General features: G+C 44.0%; 18 protein-coding genes. 10 read left to right on the top strand and 8 right to left on the bottom strand.

What is annotated here, in order from left to right; genetic code table 11:
* Window positions 1-3 precede the first annotated feature (3 nt).
* The 3 genes from otnI to otnK are packed head-to-tail and all read right to left on the bottom strand — an operon-like array spanning window position 4 to window position 2673.
* Entirely contained in the window at window positions 4-792 is a 789-nt protein-coding gene (otnI, locus tag vsple_RS21250) for a 2-oxo-tetronate isomerase (protein ID WP_261884079.1), read from the bottom strand.
* Window positions 792-1430 (bottom strand): 3-oxo-tetronate 4-phosphate decarboxylase, encoded by a 639-nt coding sequence (otnC, locus tag vsple_RS21245; RefSeq protein WP_261884078.1) that lies wholly within the window; start codon window positions 1428-1430, stop codon window positions 792-794. The genes otnI and otnC overlap by 1 nt, the downstream gene beginning before the upstream one ends.
* Window positions 1423-2673 (bottom strand): 3-oxo-tetronate kinase, encoded by a 1251-nt coding sequence (otnK, locus tag vsple_RS21240; protein WP_261884077.1) that lies wholly within the window; start codon window positions 2671-2673, stop codon window positions 1423-1425. The genes otnC and otnK overlap by 8 nt, the downstream gene beginning before the upstream one ends.
* A 335-nt stretch (window positions 2674-3008) precedes the next feature.
* On the opposite strand from otnK, the gene vsple_RS21235 reads away from it, so the two are divergent.
* The 5 genes from vsple_RS21235 to vsple_RS21215 all read left to right on the top strand — a co-directional run bounded on the left by vsple_RS21235 (window position 3009) and on the right by vsple_RS21215 (window position 7784).
* Window positions 3009-3998, top strand: a complete 990-nt coding sequence (locus tag vsple_RS21235) for a TRAP transporter substrate-binding protein (RefSeq protein ID WP_261884076.1) — start codon at window positions 3009-3011, stop codon at window positions 3996-3998.
* A 63-nt stretch (window positions 3999-4061) separates the two neighbouring features.
* Entirely contained in the window at window positions 4062-4550 is a 489-nt protein-coding gene (locus tag vsple_RS21230) for a TRAP transporter small permease (protein WP_261884075.1), read from the top strand.
* Window positions 4551-4563: 13 nt separating this feature from the next.
* Window positions 4564-5847: a TRAP transporter large permease gene (locus vsple_RS21225; RefSeq protein WP_255232859.1), complete on the top strand. Its 1284-nt coding sequence runs from the start codon at window positions 4564-4566 to the stop codon at window positions 5845-5847.
* Between the two features lie 114 nt (window positions 5848-5961).
* Window positions 5962-6771: a DeoR/GlpR family DNA-binding transcription regulator gene (locus tag vsple_RS21220; RefSeq protein ID WP_261884074.1), complete on the top strand. Its 810-nt coding sequence runs from the start codon at window positions 5962-5964 to the stop codon at window positions 6769-6771.
* A gap of 56 nt (window positions 6772-6827) precedes the next feature.
* The gene (locus tag vsple_RS21215; protein ID WP_255232861.1) at window positions 6828-7784 is read left to right on the top strand and encodes an AEC family transporter; all 957 of its coding nucleotides are present in this window, start codon (window positions 6828-6830) and stop codon (window positions 7782-7784) included.
* Between the two features lie 204 nt (window positions 7785-7988).
* Here vsple_RS21215 and vsple_RS21210 read toward each other — a convergent pair whose 3' ends face one another.
* Window positions 7989-8846 carry a LysR substrate-binding domain-containing protein gene (locus tag vsple_RS21210; RefSeq protein WP_261884073.1) on the bottom strand — a complete coding sequence of 286 codons (858 nt, stop codon included), beginning with the start codon at window positions 8844-8846 and terminating at the stop codon, window positions 7989-7991.
* 196 nt (window positions 8847-9042) lie between these two features.
* On the opposite strand from vsple_RS21210, the gene vsple_RS21205 reads away from it, so the two are divergent.
* The 4 genes from vsple_RS21205 to phnE are packed head-to-tail and all read left to right on the top strand — an operon-like array spanning window position 9043 to window position 12631.
* The gene (locus tag vsple_RS21205) at window positions 9043-10134 is read left to right on the top strand and encodes a phosphonoacetaldehyde reductase (RefSeq protein WP_261884072.1); all 1092 of its coding nucleotides are present in this window, start codon (window positions 9043-9045) and stop codon (window positions 10132-10134) included.
* 12 nt (window positions 10135-10146) lie between these two features.
* Complete coding sequence (locus vsple_RS21200) at window positions 10147-10992, top strand: phosphate/phosphite/phosphonate ABC transporter substrate-binding protein (RefSeq protein WP_261884071.1); 846 nt, start codon at window positions 10147-10149, stop codon at window positions 10990-10992.
* A gap of 18 nt (window positions 10993-11010) precedes the next feature.
* A complete protein-coding gene (phnC, locus tag vsple_RS21195; RefSeq protein WP_261884070.1) occupies window positions 11011-11829 on the top strand; it encodes a phosphonate ABC transporter ATP-binding protein in 819 nt (272 codons plus the stop codon).
* Window position 11830: 1 nt separating this feature from the next.
* Complete coding sequence (phnE, locus tag vsple_RS21190; RefSeq protein WP_261884069.1) at window positions 11831-12631, top strand: phosphonate ABC transporter, permease protein PhnE; 801 nt, start codon at window positions 11831-11833, stop codon at window positions 12629-12631.
* A 92-nt stretch (window positions 12632-12723) separates the two neighbouring features.
* Here phnE and vsple_RS21185 read toward each other — a convergent pair whose 3' ends face one another.
* The 4 genes from vsple_RS21185 to ectA all read right to left on the bottom strand — a co-directional run bounded on the left by vsple_RS21185 (window position 12724) and on the right by ectA (window position 16461).
* Window positions 12724-14148, bottom strand: coding sequence for an aspartate kinase (locus tag vsple_RS21185; RefSeq protein WP_255232867.1), 1425 nt, complete (start codon window positions 14146-14148; stop codon window positions 12724-12726).
* A gap of 76 nt (window positions 14149-14224) precedes the next feature.
* A complete protein-coding gene (locus vsple_RS21180; protein ID WP_255232868.1) occupies window positions 14225-14611 on the bottom strand; it encodes an ectoine synthase in 387 nt (128 codons plus the stop codon).
* A gap of 14 nt (window positions 14612-14625) precedes the next feature.
* Entirely contained in the window at window positions 14626-15894 is a 1269-nt protein-coding gene (gene ectB / locus vsple_RS21175; RefSeq protein ID WP_261884068.1) for a diaminobutyrate--2-oxoglutarate transaminase, read from the bottom strand.
* A gap of 15 nt (window positions 15895-15909) precedes the next feature.
* Complete coding sequence (ectA, locus tag vsple_RS21170; protein WP_261884351.1) at window positions 15910-16461, bottom strand: diaminobutyrate acetyltransferase; 552 nt, start codon at window positions 16459-16461, stop codon at window positions 15910-15912.
* Window positions 16462-16913: 452 nt separating this feature from the next.
* Between ectA and proV the strand changes: the two genes are divergently transcribed.
* Window positions 16914-18101, top strand: a complete 1188-nt coding sequence (gene proV / locus vsple_RS21165) for a glycine betaine/L-proline ABC transporter ATP-binding protein ProV (protein ID WP_261884067.1) — start codon at window positions 16914-16916, stop codon at window positions 18099-18101.
* Window positions 18102-18105 lie beyond the last annotated feature (4 nt).

Here is an 18105-nt window from a genome sequence, read left to right as displayed (position 1 = left end):
TCCTTATTTCTGGGTATTATTGTAATGATTGATCCATGCCAATCCGGCTTGGGTTGTGCTTGCTGGTCGATATTCACAGCCAATCTGACCTTGATAGCCGTTGTTATCGATCAAGCGGAATAGATAGTTATCATTTAGCTCACCACTATTGGGTTCATTGCGATGAGGGACTGAGGCCGTTTGAATGTGGCCGACATAATTCATGTATCGTTCATAGAGTTTGGTTACATCCCCATGCACGATTTGAGCGTGATAGATATCGAACTGTAATTTCACGTTGTTCCGATTGATTTGCTCAATTAACGCGACCGCTTTATGAAAATCGCACAGATAGTAGTGCGGGTTGTCACGGCGGTTTAGCGGCTCAATCAAAACATCAATCTGGTGCTCGGCAAACAGATCGGCAGCATAGCGAATGTTATCGATAAAGATTTCATCACTGAACGATAACTCGTTTCCCTCAGGAAGACTGCCTGCCATCACATGCACTTTACGACATTCTAGGCCAACCGCGTAATCAAGAGCCTTGGCAATACTTTGTTGAAAACGCTCTTGATACTCGGCAATGGCAGCAAAGCCTCGCTCGCCTTGTTCCCATTCGCCAGCGGGAGCATTAAACAGTGAAAACTCAAGTTGATGCTTTTCAAGTGTTTGTTGCAGCGTTTCTATCGGCAGTGAGTAGGGGAACAAGCACTCAACATAGTCAAAGCCTGATGCGCTCGCTTGCTCAAAGCGCTGCTCAAAGGGGAACTCTTGGAACAGCATTGACAAATTTGCAGAAAATGTGGCCATTATTTTTTCATCTCGCGGAGCTCTTGTTGCTCTTGTTCATTTAAGTAACGCACGTCATGCCCTTTGAGCATCAGCGCCAACTTGGCTGTTTCTTCAAGCTCTTCAGCGTTATCGACCGCATCATAGAGATCCGTACCACAGACAACAGGACCATGATTAGCAAGCAAAAAGGCTCTGTTATTGGCGGCTAGACGAGCCAAGTCTTGTGCAATACGGGGATCCCCCGGCTTGTAATAGGGTACAACAGGTAATTGACCGATACGCATGATGTAGTAGGGTGTGCAAGCCTTAAGTGCATTGGTGTAATCCAAGTCTTTCAAACAGGAAACTGCTGTTAATGCCGTACAGTGAAGGTGAACAATAGCACCACAGTCAGGCTTCTCGCGATAAATCGCCAGGTGAAACTCTGCTTCTTTTGAAGGCTTATCACCACTTAAATGTTCACCGTCCATACTCACAACAGAGAGACGATCCATATTGAGTCGGCCTAGAGATGAACCTGTTGGAGTGGTTAAGATATTGCCATTAGGCAACCGCAGTGAGATATTACCAGCCCCACCTGTCGCGTAGCCACGTTCAAACAAAGACTGACACAAGTTCACAAATTCTTTTCTTAGCTCTGCCTCAGATTTAAACATGAAACATCTCCTGAGCTTGAGAAAAGAACTGCTCACTACCGAAGTTACCTGATTTAAGTGCTAAGGCAAAGTGACCGTCGAGTGAGAATACCCAAGGTACGCCTGGGGCAATCTCTTTACCAATATTGAGCGCCGCTAAGTTGAGGTGTTGAGTAACCACTCCAGAGGTTTCGCCGCCCGCAACAATAAAGTTTCGAATACCACGATCAGAGAGTATTTCTGTTAGTTTGGCAAAGAAAGCTTCAACAGCGGTGCTGGCTTTTTCTGCGCCGTATTGCTGCTGGATCTGCTTCAGCTTTTCAACATTGGCGGTTGCATACACCATCGGAGCATAGTCAAGACCTTGCTGCTCCATTACCCATTCAGATACTTGTTGGGCATAATAGTCATCAGTGAGGCAACGCTCAGCTTCAATAGCATAGGTAGGTGCTTTGTCTTGGTATGCTGCAACTTGAAGGTTGGTCATTTGTGAACATGAACCAGACAGAACGACACCCGGTACTTTGTTCGGTACTTTCATCTCTGAGTCTTGCTTCTTATGTTGAGAGGCAACGGCTGCGATATGATAAGCCAAACCCGAACCACCAGTAATAAGAGGCATATCGACCAAAGACTGTGCAATTAGAGATAATTGCTGCTCGTTGAATGCGTCCACTACAGCATATTTATGCCCTTCTTGCTGAGCGACGGCGTACGCTTTTAAGATGGCATCGCAACCTTGTTCTACCGTTTGGTAGTTGACGAGTGTTGTTGTCCCATTTGCTTGGGCATCCATCAAGCGTGCAAGGTTTGAGTCGCGCATTGGTGTGATTGGATGATCTCGCATACCAGATTCATTGAGCAACACTCCATTGACATACAAATTACCATTGAATACGCAACGTCCATTCAAAGGTAATGATGGACAAACAACGGTAAATTTGGTTTTTAATGCTGCCATTAATGCATCTGTTACTGGGCCGATATTGCCCTTCTCGGTACTATCAAACGTAGAACAGTATTTAAAGTAAACATGTGTACAGTCGTTCTGCTGTAAATACGCTAAAGCATTAAGTGATTGCTCAATTGCCTCCGAATGTGCACATGAGCGAGATTTCAAGCTGATTACAATCGCATCAGCATCGGTTTCGATTGGGCTTTGCGGTACGCCACTTAATTGCACTGTGTTTAGCCCGCCCTTTACTAAGAAACTGGCAATATCAGTGCCCCCAGTAAAGTCATCAGCAATAACCCCTATTCGCATTATTTACTCCATATCATCAGCATTATGTTCGGTACAGGCTCTACAATAACCGCATATAACATTTTTTAACACCCTGTAATTTTGTTAACTTAAAACGAAAATACAGGTTTTTTTAGTAAAAGTTGATAAATAACAAGTGGATATGTTCATTTTTGGTGAAGGGTGTCCTTGTTAATATTTGTGATGATAATCAAGATAACGCGAGTTTGTGTTAATAATTGTCATGATAAACTTGTAAATTGTTAATAATTGATAAATTATGAAAGGCGTAAGCACATGCTCATAAGACATAAATAAAATAAAACTATCTGAAATAGATTGAAAAGGACCCTACCATGAGAAAGATTGCCACACTATCCGCTGCTTTAACCTGTATGGTTTCCCTATCTAGCTTAGCGGAAACTACGATTCGTATTGCACACGATAGCCAACCAGGCTCTCCACTGTTTGTTGCGTTTGAAGCGTTTGAAAAAGATATTGAAACCCGTTCAAATGGCGATATTCAGGTTGAGATTTATGGTGCAGGCCAACTTGGTGGGGTACGTGAAACCACTGAAATGGTTCAAGCAAATAACCTTCAAATGACAACGGCAGCATCAGTACTGCTTTCCCCTATCATTCCACAATTTAACGTGCTTGATACTTTCTATATGTTCGAGGATCGCGCCCATGCTCACCGCGTTCTAGATAGTGATGCTGGTCAAGCCCTGCTTAGCAGCATGGATGAAAAAGGGTTTAAAGGCCTTGGCTATCTAGAGCTTGGCTTTCGTAGCTTTACTAATAATGAAAAGCCATTGAAAAACCTTGAAGATTTCAAAAACCTAAAGATTCGCTCAGCAGCAAATCCAAGTCAGATACAAGCATGGAGATCGGCAGGGCTGTCTCCAATGCCATTGGCATGGGGTGAGATCTACACCTCTCTTCAACAAGGGTTAATTGGAGGCCAAGAAAGTGCGATTGATTCTATCTATACTCAGCGCTTCTATGAAGTACAAAAATATCTATCTTTGACAGAGCACATGTACAGTAACCACGTTCTGTTTACGAATACAGCGTTTTGGGAGCAACTTTCCGATTCAGACAAAGCCTTGGTTGAACAATCGATCGAAACATTCATAGCGAATCAACGTACGCTAGCAGAGGAACAAAACCAAGCGACACTCGCAACATTAAAAGACGCGGGCGTCAACATTAATTCTGTTCCAACTGAGACTCGTGAGCAACTGAAACAAGCTCTCAATTCGGCTGTGATGGAAGAAATCAAAGCGAAGACAGGTGATGAACTGTACACATTCGTTATGCAGAAGACCGAATCTCTACGTTAGAAAATCATGGAGAGGGCACGACAGTGCCCTAATTAAGTTATGTTGAAAAAAACGTTTAACCTATTGGATAAATACTTTGAACCGAGCATTATTGTCACCTTTACTCTTGGTTTGTTTACTTTTATTTTCTTAGAGATTGTTTTACGTCCATTCAATATCTCAATTGCTTGGTCCGGTGAAGCGGCTCGCTTTTTATTTGTGTGGGTGATTTATCTTGGAATTAGTTATGCGATCCGTGACGGACGCCATATTCGTGTCTTAGCACTGGTCAAATTACTACCGGTTAAAACTCAACAGTTTTTGAATTTAGTTAGCAATTTAGTCTTTCTTAGCTATCAAGGCATCGTGCTTTATTATGCGATAAAAATTACCGAAAAGAGTTTTCGTCTGGGGCAACTTGCACCCGCAATGGAAATACCACTCGCATTCCTTTACGTCTGCCTTGTGGTCAGTGCTGCTCTTTCAATTATTAGATTATCTATCACCATTAAACGCGATATATCGATCCTTTTCAATATTTCAGCAAACAACGCAGTAACGAAACAAGCCTAACTGGATAATAACTATGACTACGCCAATTCTATTTTTTTCTCTCACTTTGCTGGTCGCAATTGGGGTTCCTATTGGTATTGCACTTGGCTCTGCAAGTATTCTCGCCATTTTGAATCTCCCGTTTCTTAATATAGATTTCTATGTTCAAGGGCTAGTATCTGGGCTAGATTCATTCCCACTCATCGCTATTTTGCTCTTTACACTGGCGGCAAGCATTATGAGCCATGGCGGTATTTCGAACCGCCTACTTGCACTTTGTCAGAGCTTTTTCGGCCATTACACTGGCGGTCTTGGTGTAGTAGCAATTATGTCGTGTATATTTTTTGCTTCTGTGTCAGGTACGGGCTCGGCAACCGTTGCGGCTATTGGTCTTACTATGATCCCGATGATGGTTAAAAGTGGCTATGACAAAGCCTATGCAGGCGCTATGATTGCGACAGCTGGTGGTATTGGTGTCATTATTCCACCGAGTGTAGTTATGATTGTGTATGCTATTGTTTCTGGGCAATCAGTATCTGCGATGTTCATGGCGGGTATTGTTCCGGGTATTGTTGTTGGTCTGTTTTTGCTTGGGTACAACCTGTATCAATCAAAGAAACATGGTTATGTGGGCACGCCACGAAAAGCGACATGGTCTGAGCGTTGGCAAGCATTCAGTGAGGCAAAAGAAGCATTGCTTCTGCCAATGATCATTTTAGGTGGTATTTACAGTGGTCTGTTTACGCCTACTGAGTCAGCAGCGGTTGCAGTGGCTTATGGCATTGTACTTAGTATGTTCTACTACAAAGAGCTAACACTAAAGGGGTTAGCTAAGATGACTCTTGAGTCTGCTCTTCTTGTTTCAACTGTACTGGTGATTGTTGGTGCATCCGTGGCATTTGGGCGTATCTTAACCATTGAGCGTATCCCAAGTATGATCACGGAATTTATCTTAGGGATTACTGAAAACAAGATTCTCATCCTACTGTGTATCAACTTGCTTTTATTATTAATCGGCACTTTCTTAGAAACTCTGGCCGCCATCGTTATTTTGACGCCTATCCTATTGCCAGTGACTGCATCTATCGGTATGGATCCGGTTCACTTCGGTATTGTTATGGTGGTCAACCTAGCCATTGGTTTTGTGACTCCACCATTGGGTGCAAACCTGTTTATGGCATCGCAAGTTGGCGATATTCGGTTTGAAGATCTCTCACGAGCCGTCATGGGTTGGATCGCTAGCATGATTGCAGCTCTTATGTTAATTACTTTCGTGCCTGAAATCTCGCTGTGGCTACCTAGCGTAATGGCAAAGTAAATTTATCTCGTGCCCTTGTTCTAAAATTATAAATAAAAACAAGGGCAAACCTAATATTCCTTAGACTATCTAGTGCTGTTAATATGACGGTGCTTACGAATATCGGAAACAACTATGATCCCAGCAGAGCGTCACAGAACTATACTTTCTCTACTTTCAACCCATGAGGTTATAAGTATTAATGAGCTAGCAGATCGGCTGCAAGTCTCACATATGACAATTCGTCGTGATATCGCCAAACTCGAAGAGCTGGAAAAAGTGACTTCAGTTTCTGGCGGTGTGCAACTCACTCAGATACTCGAGAGTGAGCCATCTCATGATGTTAAGTCGGTTCTAAAATCGAATGAAAAATCAGTCATAGGCTATATTGCAAGTCAATTGATTCCGAAGAAGAGCACAATATACCTTGATGCGGGTACAACTACACTCGAGATTGCTCATCATATTGCTCAGCGAGATGATTTGCTGGTGATCACTAACGATTTTGTAATTTCAGCTTACCTGTCACGCCATGGTGAATGTGAGTTATACCATACTGGTGGGCGTGTGGATAAAGCCAACCAATCCAGTATTGGAGGTAAAGTCGCGGAATTTTTAGCCTCGATGAATATCGATATTGCCTTTATTTCAACATCTTCATGGAATCTCAATGGAATTTCGACACCGAGTGAACCTAAGGTTGTTGTTAAAAAAGCGATAGCCAGAGCCGCACAAAAGAACATTCTTGTCAGTGACTCATCTAAATATGGGCGAGTTGCGACGTTTCATGCAATAGGCATCAAATGCTTTGACACAATTGTTACAGACACTGAGTTTCCAGTTCATGTTCAAAATGAGCTTGAAGATAAAGGTATTAAAGTTTTAACTGCCCATCTTGATGAACCTATCTCTTCTTTGAATAACAAGGTAACGATGCCCGATTGATAGGGCTGTGTTGTTAAAATTGACCCCCAGCTTTAATTTGGATATGAAGAACAATTATGTTGGACCTTCTAAATCAGCTGTCCTTCTCCCTTTCCATTGTTACGCCGATTTTTTTAATCATTTTGCTAGGCTACGCCTTTCGGCGTGTCAATTGGATTGATGCAAATTTTATCGACATTGCCTCGAAACTTGTTTTTCGAGTTGGTTTACCTGCGATGTTGTTTATTAGTATTGCTACTTCGGAGCATGACTTTACTCAAGCTTTTGATTTTATATTGTTTTCCGTTATTTTGACTGTGGCGTTTTTTATTGTTTGCACTCTATCGACCAAGTTGATCTTTAAACATTCGGAAGATCATGGTGTATTGATACAGGGCTGCTTTAGAGCCAATACGTCTATTATCGGTGTTGCTTATGTCGACAATGCATTTGGTAGTCAAGGTGTTGCACTTGCTGCTCTATATATCGCTGTGATTACAGTGGTATATAATATTCAAGCGGTTATCTGTTTATCACCTCGTAAGCAGGGCTCTCAGTCTATCAATATAACAACCCTTGTAACGAACTTAGGCAAAAATCCACTAATTATTTCAATTGTCTTGGGCTTACTTGTTGCGCTCTTTCCTATTAGTTTACCGAACGTGATGGTAGATACAGGTAATTATTTAGCGAAAATGACCTTGCCTCTCGCGCTCATCTGTACAGGAGGGAGCTTGAATTTAAAGATGTTACGCAATAATCAAGGGCCAACTTGGTTTGCGTCATCCTATAAATTGATAGTTGCTCCGCTGTTGTTCACCTTTTTTGCTTACTATTTTGGCTTTCGCGGTATTGAATTGGGGGTATTGTTCTTTATGAACGCAGCTCCAGTTGCGGCCGCAAGCTATGCAATGGTACTGGCATTGGGCGGTAATACTACTTTATGCGCCAATATAATCGGTCTGACAACCTTGCTATCTAGCCTCACAGTATGTTTGGGGATGTTGGTTTTAATGTTACTGGAGGTTAATTAGTAATCATTCGAACGAGATTAAAATAAGCATACGTATTGGCAGTTTTGCATGATGATACCGAGCTGGTTCTAATAAAGAGGTAGTGAAAAGAGCGCTCTTACTGACAGTGTAAGAGCGCATCAAAAGTCTTGAAGTATGCGTAGTCGAGTTATATTGAGTAATTAATGTGGTGATAACGATGGTTAGTTAACAAAGCTAATCCAACTACTCATCCACCAATTGTCGGATCACTTTTATCACCGGAAGTTGTTCTAGCTCTTTTAAGTAGATTAAATAGGACTTTGATTTTATCTCGAGGTCAGAAATTTTGACCATTGTAATGTTTGGATGTGGCTGAAACTCATGTAGCCCGACATAACTAATGCCAAGCCCATAAATACTCGCTTCTCTCACACCTTCGCGGCTGTCGATCTCAAGTTCATTGTGGATGACAACGCTATTTCGTATTAATTCATCCTCAATGATTTTTCGGGTTGTTGAGCCTGGCTCTCTATGGACAAGTTTGACTCCTTCTAACTCTGCTAGTGTTATCGATTTACGTTCAGCTAGCTTGTGAGTGTTAGGGACAACCAGTACCACCGGCTGCTCTGCCACTTTGGTTGAAACCAGTTTGGGGTTTGGGTCACGATAAGCCAGCATGCCTATTTCTAGCTCTCCGCTTAAAACACTATTGCGGATCTGATCTGAGCCACCGGTACGAATCTTTACATCAATATCAGGGTAATAACGTTTGAATCGTTCAATCAGTGATAGCACTGCCGCAGGGCTAACTGCTCCCACGTTAAATTGCCCAATCTTCAGTAAGCCGCGAGCTTCCAATAGCTTTTTGGCTCGTTCTTGCAGTGAAAAGATCAGTCGAGTTTGTTCATACAACTCTTTGCCTGTGTAGGTCAGCCGGTTGTTATTTCGTTGTCTATGCAGCAGGACTACGTTGTATTGCTCTTCCAGCTCACGAACTTGCGCCGTAATAGTCGGCTGAGAAATGTTGAGTGCCTCTGCCGCTTTAGCGAAGCTGCCGAGTTTTGCCACGGTGTGAAAAGAGCGTAATTGTGTGTGTTTCATTTCGTTTCCTAACTACTGACGTTGCCGCGCATATGTCGGTATCTAGCGGTCTATTGCTGTGCCTTACACGCACAGAACTGAGCTTCGGTTTTTTCTATGTTAGGAGTGATTAAATAGTATTTTCATTAAACATTAGTGTCATTTTCATAAATTAAAGTTTGCACATCGAAACGAACAAGACACGAGAGACACAACGATGTGGCAATTTCACAACCCAGTCAGTATTAGCTTTGGGCAAGACGCGCTACCTGCTTTGGACGCTGCGCTAAATGGACGTAACTACGCAATTGTGACTTATGATCATCCCTATTTTGATGAGTTAGCGGGAAAGATTCTAAGCTCTATTGCGGGTGGCCAAGCTGTATTTAATCAAGTCTCCGAAAACCCAGATATCGCCGACTTGCCTGTGATCTGCGAAGCCTTTTCAGCGCACGAATCAGATGTAGAAGTGTTAGTCGCCATCGGTGGTGGCTCGGTGATTGATACCACTAAGTCATTGGCGGTCTCCAAGTCGAATGCTTGGGTAATTCACAATGTTCTGGTGGAAGGTGAGGATGTTGCTAACGCACTACCCATGATTGTGTTGCCGACGACCACAGGTACTGGCAGCGAAGTCACCTGCTGGGCGACGATCTGGGACAATGCGTCAAGTAAGAAATTTTCTCTGAGTGACCCAAGCTTGTATCCAGAAACAGCGATTTGCGACCCGAAATTAACCCTAGAACTGCCTGTTTCGTTAACAGTACAAACTGGGTTAGATGCACTTTCCCATGCAATGGAGAGTATCTGGAATTGTAACTGTAACCCAGTGTCACTGATGTTTGCTCAGCAAGCGATCAAGACGATTCTTTCAACACTCCCAGAGCTCGTTAAGACACCAAACAACCTGCAGCTACGTAGCTTGATGATGCAGGGCTCACTCAACGCTGGCTTGGCATTTTCGAATACCAAAACATCCATCTCTCATAACCTTTCTTATGCGGTCACACTAAGCAAAGGGCTACCTCATGGCATTGCTTGCTCATTTACTTTGCCTGCGGTTCTAACCTCGTTCTCTGATTCGGATTGTGAAACTTCGATGCACCTGCGAACGATTTTTGGCGCAGATCTTAACGCAGCGGCGGAAGAACTCGAAACATGGATTCATGCATTAAACGTACAAACTCAACCAGAAGATTATGGTTTTACACGCTCAGAGTGGAAGCAAGTGGTGGAAGACGCCCTGCAAGGAGAGCGTGGCAAAAACTTTTCTGGTTGTTCCAAACAACTAATGAATATTTTCTTTTAAAGGTAACGGATTATGAACACCAAAAAATCACTACTGAAATGGTCTATTGCGGCCAGTACTGTATTCGCTTCTTTGTCGGTACAGGCGTTAGATGATCTCAAAATAGCGCTGATTCCTTCAGAAGATTCACGCGCGATGATCAAACAAAGCGAAGTGCTGATTAATAGTTTGAGTGAACAGCTGGGCGTTGAAGTCGAAGGTTTTGTCGCGACCGATTACAACGGTGTGATTGAAGCTTTGCGAGCAGGCCACGTCGATATTGCTTATCTTGGTCCATTTTCGTACGTGAAAGCTGCGGAAGTTGCCGATGTTGAAGCGTTTGTTGTGGCAGAAACGGTTAAAGCGGGTGACGTGGCGTACCACAGCCAAATTATTGCACCAGCGAATGCAGACAATATCAATCAATTGTCTGATCTCAAAGGTAAGGACTTTGCGTTTGTTTCTCCGACTTCGACTTCTGGCTACGTGTTTCCATATGTTGGGTTACGCAGTGAGGGGATAGAGCCTCGCCAATTCTTTGCCAACGTGGTGTACACCGGCGCACACGATGCCAACATTCTTGCTGTGAAACATGGCCGAGTGGATGCCGCTACGGTTGCAGACCGTATTCTTAACTCTGCAGTTGAGAAGGGCATTATTGGCAAAGATGAGTACAAAGTGATTTGGCGTTCGGAATCGATTCCAGAGTCGCCAATGGTGTGGCGTAACGATATTCCAGAAGCTGATAAAGAGCGTATTAAACAGGCGTTTCTATCAATGAAATCCGTGCAATTTGGCGACCAAGGCATTGTGAACCGCTATGTCGAAACCAATGATGCAGCATACGACCCAGTGCGCGAAGCGGCTAAATTTAAGTAACTGAGTTGCTAAGGAACCATGATGTTAAAAATTAATAAGTTACATAAGTCTTATGGTGATAATCAGGTACTGCGAGGCATCGACTTAACGATCAACGAAGGGGAGTTTGTGGTGATTTTGGGCCCATCGGGTGCGGGTAAATCCACACTGCTACGTTGCATCAACAGGCTCACCGAAGCGACGGACGGCGAAATTGAACTGAACGGCCACAATATTGCTCATGTGAAAGGCAAAGATCTGATCAAAATTCGCCAATCCGTCGGGATGATATTCCAGCACCACAACCTCACTAAGCGTTTGTCGGTGCTTAAAAATGTGTTAGTTGGACGTATGTCTAACTTACCGTTTTGGAGCTGTGCATTGCAGCTATTTCCTAAACAAGACATCGACATTGCCAAAGAGTGTTTAGATCAAGTTGGCCTTGCCGATAAGCAAAACGCTCGTGCCGATAGCCTAAGTGGCGGCCAGCAGCAGCGCGTAGGTATCGCGCGAGCACTGGCGCAAAACCCAGCATTGATGTTGGCCGATGAGCCAGTTGCGAGCCTCGACCCTAAATCGTCACGTAAGGTGCTGACTTACATCCAAAACAGCTGTAAGCAGCGTAACATCGCCGTGCTGTGTAACTTGCACCAAATTGATTATGCGATGGAGTTTGGCGAGCGGATTGTGGGCTTATCGGAAGGCAAAGTCATTTTTGATGGACTGCCAGAAGACTTAACACCAGACATCGTGAGCAAAATCTACTCCGGCCTAGAAGACGACAGCATTAGTCAGCTTGTATTACGCATGGCTGAAAAACGCCGTCAGCAACGCATCCAACAAGACAAGGTGGCTTGAAATGAAATCTAGCAACTTACAGTTTATTGCCAACCCTCCAAAGAAAGGCTGGTGGGTTTTGATCCCAATCGTGGCAGCTATTTATGCGCTGCTGCATTGGTCGGCCATCGGTGCCCGCATGGATGTATCTTCGTTGGTGAAAGGCTTGCCTTGGATTTGGGATTTTCTCTCTCGCATGTTGCCACCAAACCTAGGTTACATTAGCGATAGTCTAATTGACCCAGCCATTCAAACTCTGCAAATCGCCTTATGGGGAACAGTACTTGCGGTTGTGCTGGCGCTACCGACTAGCTTTCTTGCGGCTAAAAACGTCACACCCAATATAGCGATATACCACTTATCACGCCAAATACTGAATGTACTGCGTGGTATTAACGAGCTGATTCTGGCACTGATCTTTGTGGCGGCCGTGGGGCTTGGGCCTTTTGCTGGCGTACTAGCACTATCTCTGCACGGCACGGGCATGGTAGGGAAATTCTTTGCTGAAGCCATAGAAGAGATGGACCAAGGCCCAATTGAAGCAATGAAAGCTTCGGGTTGCTCCAAGTTACAAATCATTCTATTTGCAGTGCTTCCACAAGTATTTCCGAACTGGATCAGCGTCATCTTGTATCGCCTTGAAGCGAACATCCGAATCTCAGCAGTACTAGGAATGATTGGCGCTGGCGGGATTGGCTTTGAACTGATGACTTCTATGAAGATGTTCGAATACAGCGATACAGCGGCTTGTGTACTGGTTATTCTGGCGTTGGTGTTCTCTACTGACATTATGTCGGCAAAGTTACGTCAAATGATTCGATAAGTTTCAAAACGGAAAAATTCAGGCTGTGACGTTGATAGATATAAATAGAGCTAACTGTTGAAGTTAGCTCTAAGGGGAGTATTGCTAATCAATTAAATAGCCACGCTATGTATCTGGCTCTGCTGACAGAAAAATACGTCATGCAGCGCACATATAGACATTTGATACTCGTTGTCATCAACGACAAACTGAACATTGACATTACGTATTGATGAATGAACGGCGATTGGAGTGATATCTTTTTCCATTAAAGCCAAGACGCCTTTAGCCAGTGCCTCATTGGTATCAAACTGAGAACCAATAACAGAGATCAGGGCAACCATTCGACCTTTAATGTTGGCCTGCGGGAAACGTTTCTCCGTCTTATAAAGCACTTTATTTAACGCATCAGTACTTCCTGTTAGGTAGTACGTCATCGAGTTGGCGTTCATCTCTTTTCCGACAAGCCTAACGCGAGTATCTGTGATGATCTCCATTAAGTCATAGCTGACATTATCGACACAGCCAACCATCGCTTGATCAAATAGATGTAGAGCGAATACTTTCTCTTTACCTGCGATGATCTCCACTTTATCCATAGTGGGGCGGTATTCCCCTGAGATCAGTGTGCCAGGGTGAAGAGGTTCGAACGTGTTTTTAATTTGTAGTTCGATGCCACTCTCTCTCAGGCCGGCCGCTGCGTTGGGATGAATCGCTTCCATGCCGAGGTTGGCAAGTTGATCGGCAACGTCGTAATTTGTTTCTCCCAATGGGAGTACTTTTTCAGCTCCGACGACACGAGGATCTGCCGAACTCAGGTGATACTCTTTATGGATGATGGCCAAGTCAGCATGAGTTAATGAAGCAATTCGACTGAATGTCATTTCGCTGTAGCCGCGGTCATAAGTGGACATGAGCCCTTCTTTACATGACGCATATCCAGTGACAATAGGAAGTTCTTTACTTGTATCGATGTCTGAAAATGCTTGGAGAATACATTCGTCCAAACTCGCTGGCACTTGTGTGTCCCAGCCAGATAAATCTACAAAACGAGCATTGTAGCCCATATTTTTTAGCTTCAACGCCGTGTTGTACGCACTGTGCGCTTCACCAATGGAAGCAAGAAATTCTCGAACCTGGGGCAAGTAATGACGAAGTGAAAACTGTCCATATTGGCAGGTTTCTAATATATTCGAAATGCACACTTTCGCTTCTGAAATACGAGAACGAATAAACTTGTCCGCACGCATGCGATTCATCGGATCTGCAAACATATGTTCATTGGTGAGTAACATTTGCTGCTCAACGTAGTCTAGCGCTTGCTGCCAGTTATCTTCTCGCTTAGCAACCAATTGATAGACGCCGGGTTTACTGGTTTTTTTGCATTCGAGTAGGGCGTCAGTAATGCCAGAGTAAGCCGATACGACAAACACTCGGTTATACATTTCCTCCTCGCTATCTTTGATTAAAATATTATCTAGAACAGCATCGAATGCGGTCATGGAAGTACCGCCGATTTTCTCTACGGTATAAATCATGTTAAAGCCTTTTGTTTGATTGTGAGTTGTGCAGGTGTGGTGGCTAGGTCGTTATGACCTAGCCAGGAAACGTTTTTTAGTCGATGAGTGGGTAAACGCCATTTTCATCGTGCGTTTCTTTACCTGTAATAGGTGGGTTGAACACACATGCCATCACCATCTCTTTTCCTTTATAGGCACGAAGATAGTGTTCATCATGTTTATCTAAAATGTAGAGTGTCCCTGGTTTAATTGGGTAAGTCTTACCGCCTACCACTTCAATTTCGCCCTCACCACTCATGCAATAGACGGACTCTAGATGATTTTGATAGTGGATGTGCGTTTCTGTGTTTTCAAAAATGGTAGTGATATGAAAGGAAAAGCCCATTTTGTCATCTTTCAATAACATGCGAACACTTTCCCATGTTTCAGAAGCAACCCTACGCTCGCTGTCACGGCACTCTTCTAATGTACGTACAATCATCTTGTTTCTCCCAGTTACGACGCTTTTTTAAATTGTTGCTCGATGATAGATTCAACGGCATTTTTAAAGATATCTAGGCCTTGTTGTAGCTCAGACTCGGTGATCGTTAGTGGAGCAAAAAATTTGACCACTTCATCGTTTGGTCCCGCGGTTTCAATGACTAAGCCATTGTCAAAGCAGTGCTTGACGATATCGCTTGCCAACTCACCACTATGACACTCAATCCCCATCATCATTCCGCGACCTTTGCGAGCGACGAACTTATCCGGGTATTGGAGCAGCGTAGACTGGATCACTTCAGAAACCAGTGCTGAACAGTTTGAGATGTGCTCCTCGAAAGGGGCGCTGTCGGTCCAATACGCCTCAATTGCCTTTGTCGCCGTCACAAATGCGTGATTGTTACCGCGGAATGTGCCGTTGTGTTCACCCGGATTCCAAATATCAAGCTCTGGTTTCATCAGAACAAGCGCCATCGGAGAGCCATAACCGCCAATGGATTTTGATAGTGTTACCATATCTGGTTTGATGCCCGCAGATTCGAAGCTGAAGAAGGTGCCTGTGCGCCCGCAACCCGCTTGAATATCATCCACAATCAGTAGGATGTCGTGCTTCGAACAGATGTTACTCAATCGCTTTAACCAAGCATCAGAAGCTGCATTCAAACCACCTTCACCTTGCACCGTTTCAATAAGGACGGCAGCAGGTTTGTCCATGCCTGCAGAGTTGTCATTCAACATGGTTTCGAATAATTTCAATCCATCAACGTCGGCATACCCTTCAAATGGAATGCGAGTCACATCGTTTAAACTGGTCCCCGCGCCTTGGCGGTGGTGCTGGTTACCTGTGGCAGCGAGAGCGCCTGCGGTGCAGCCGTGAAAACCATTGGTAAAGGCGACGATAGAGCTACGCCCTTTGGCTTTTCTCGCGAGTTTGAGTGCGGCTTCTACAGCGTTCGTCCCTGTAGGGCCAGTGAATTGGACCTTGTAGCTCAAGCCTCGTGGTTGAAGGATATGCTTGTACAGTGCCTTCAAGAAATCTGCTTTCGCGCTCGAGTGCATGTCCAACCCATGTGTAATACCGTCACTCTCAATGTAGTTAAGCAACGCTTCTTTAAAAATCGGGTTGTTGTGGCCGTAGTTGAGTGACCCAGCACCAGCAAGAAAGTCTAAGTATTTTTCTCCTGATTCTGTTTCTAGCCAACACCCTTTTGCTTTAGTAAATATGACTGGGAAGCTATTACAGTAAGAACGTACTTGTGATTCTTGTTTGTCAAAAATGTCCATGATTAAACCGTTTATCTATCCTTTGGTTTGAGTGGGTTTTAGTGGGATGCGATACAAATACTCAGTATCGTGCTTTCCCTTAAAATGTGTTGCGTGGTCAAGAAAGGTCGAAACACGCCCCTTCTGATCATTTTCTTGATCAATTTTTTTAAACAGCGCCCAAGATGCGCTGTTATCTTGAGTAATCGTTGTTTCAACCGCTTCTATGCTTCTTAAAACTTCCCTTGTGAGCAGTGACTTAATCATCTGATAGGCCAAGCCTTTACCACGGTGATTGGGAGAAACTGCAACCTGCCAAATGAACAGTGTCGTTGGATCGTCGGGCTTGATGTACGCCGAAACAAAACCTGACACCTCATTGTCACAGCGAGCAAGCACACAGGTTTGGCTAAAGTGTGTTGACTGTAAAAAGTTACAGTAGGAGGAGTTCGTGTCGAGCGGAGGGCACTGGGCGATTAAATTGAAAATCTCGTCGCCATCTTCTGCTTTGGGTTCGTTAAACGAACTGTGAGCAAGGCGCTGCTCTTCGATTTCTGGGTAAGCCACCCAAGGTGCTGATACGATCATAGGGATATGCATTTACTTTGAGTTCTAATTAATTTCTAAATCTATTATCACACGTAAATCGCTGTAAAAAGCAAGTAATGCGCGGGTTTAGCTGTTTATTTGTGATTTAAGTCACACTTTGGTGGGTTCGTTGGGGTTGATTTTTGTTTGATGTCTAATGTTTAGTTCAGTAATATTTAAATATGGCGTAACTGAGTTGAGTTAGATACTGAAAATGAAAACCCATATTGCTATGTTTTACTTTTGATAGGCGTTTATTCTGAAGGTTGTTTGTTTTTTTTGTTCAATATCAATATTTTAATGTCTTTTTGTGGCTTGGGTTATAAATCGAGAATCTAAAACAGTTGCTGAGTTGCAAGAAGGCTCAACGCCAATTTGTTTGAATTAGGTTCAAATTTTGTTTAGAGTACAAAATATGAGTGCAAATGTGCATCCAAAGGAGGATTATTTTCATGGCTCCCATACTGGAAGTTAAGGGACTCTATAAGGTGTTTGGAGAAGACACCGAACGCGCTTTTTCTATGATGGAATCTGGCGCAGATAAAGACCAAGTGTTCGCCAAAACAGGACTTACGATAGGTGTCAACGATGCCTCTCTTTCGATTAATGAAGGTGAGATATTCGTCATCATGGGACTATCCGGTTCAGGCAAGTCGACACTAGTCCGCCTGCTCAACCGTCTCATCGAGCCAACAAAGGGTAGTGTTCTGTTTCGAGGGCGAGATATTGCCACGATCTCCGCAGAAGAGCTCAGAGCTGTTCGACGTAACAACATCTCCATGGTGTTTCAGAATTTCGCGTTAATGCCACACATGACGGTGTTAGAGAATGCCGCATTTGGGTTGGAGTTGGCGGGGATGGACTTGGCAACACGTCAAACCTACGCGTCACAAGCTCTCGAAAGCGTTGGGTTGAGTGCTTACAACGAATCCTTTCCAGATGAATTATCTGGAGGTATGAAACAACGAGTCGGTTTAGCGCGAGCGTTGGCTTGCGACCCTGATATTTTATTGATGGATGAAGCGTTTTCTGCGCTCGATCCATTGATTCGAACCGAAATGCAAGATGAGCTTATTCGCCTGCAAAACGAAGATAAACGTACGATCGTATTCATTTCTCATGACCTAGACGAAGCGATGCGTATTGGCGATCGTATTGCCATTATGCAAGACGGCGATGTGGTGCAGGTGGGTACACCGGATGAAATTCTTCATAAGCCAGCTAATGACTATGTTGCCGCTTTTTTCAAAGGGGTAAACATTTCGAGTGCTTTGACAGCCAAAGACATCGCGAAGAAAACACCTGCAGCTGTATTTAAGAAGTCAGAACATGATGGGCCCGCCTCCGCATTGCAACTACTGACCGATAATGACCGCGAGTTCGGCATCATTGTCGATAAGAGTAACCGTTACTCAGGTATCGTTTCACTCGACTCCCTCCGTTTGGCATACAAAGAAAACCGTTCCCTATCAAGTGCTGAGCTGGATTCGACAATCACGCTCGATCCAGAACAATCGATCAATGACATTTTAGGCTCTGTGGCAGAAGCCCCTTATCCAGTCCCTGTGGTTGATGATTCAGGCAAGTACTTTGGGATGATCAGTAAGTCAAGATTGCTTCAAACTTTGGATAAGGAGTAGCACC

The organism is Vibrio pelagius (assembly GCF_024347575.1).
Taxonomy (GTDB): domain Bacteria; phylum Pseudomonadota; class Gammaproteobacteria; order Enterobacterales; family Vibrionaceae; genus Vibrio; species Vibrio pelagius.
Note: the sequence above shows the minus strand (reverse complement) of the source record. Positions and strands in the feature narration are given on the sequence as shown.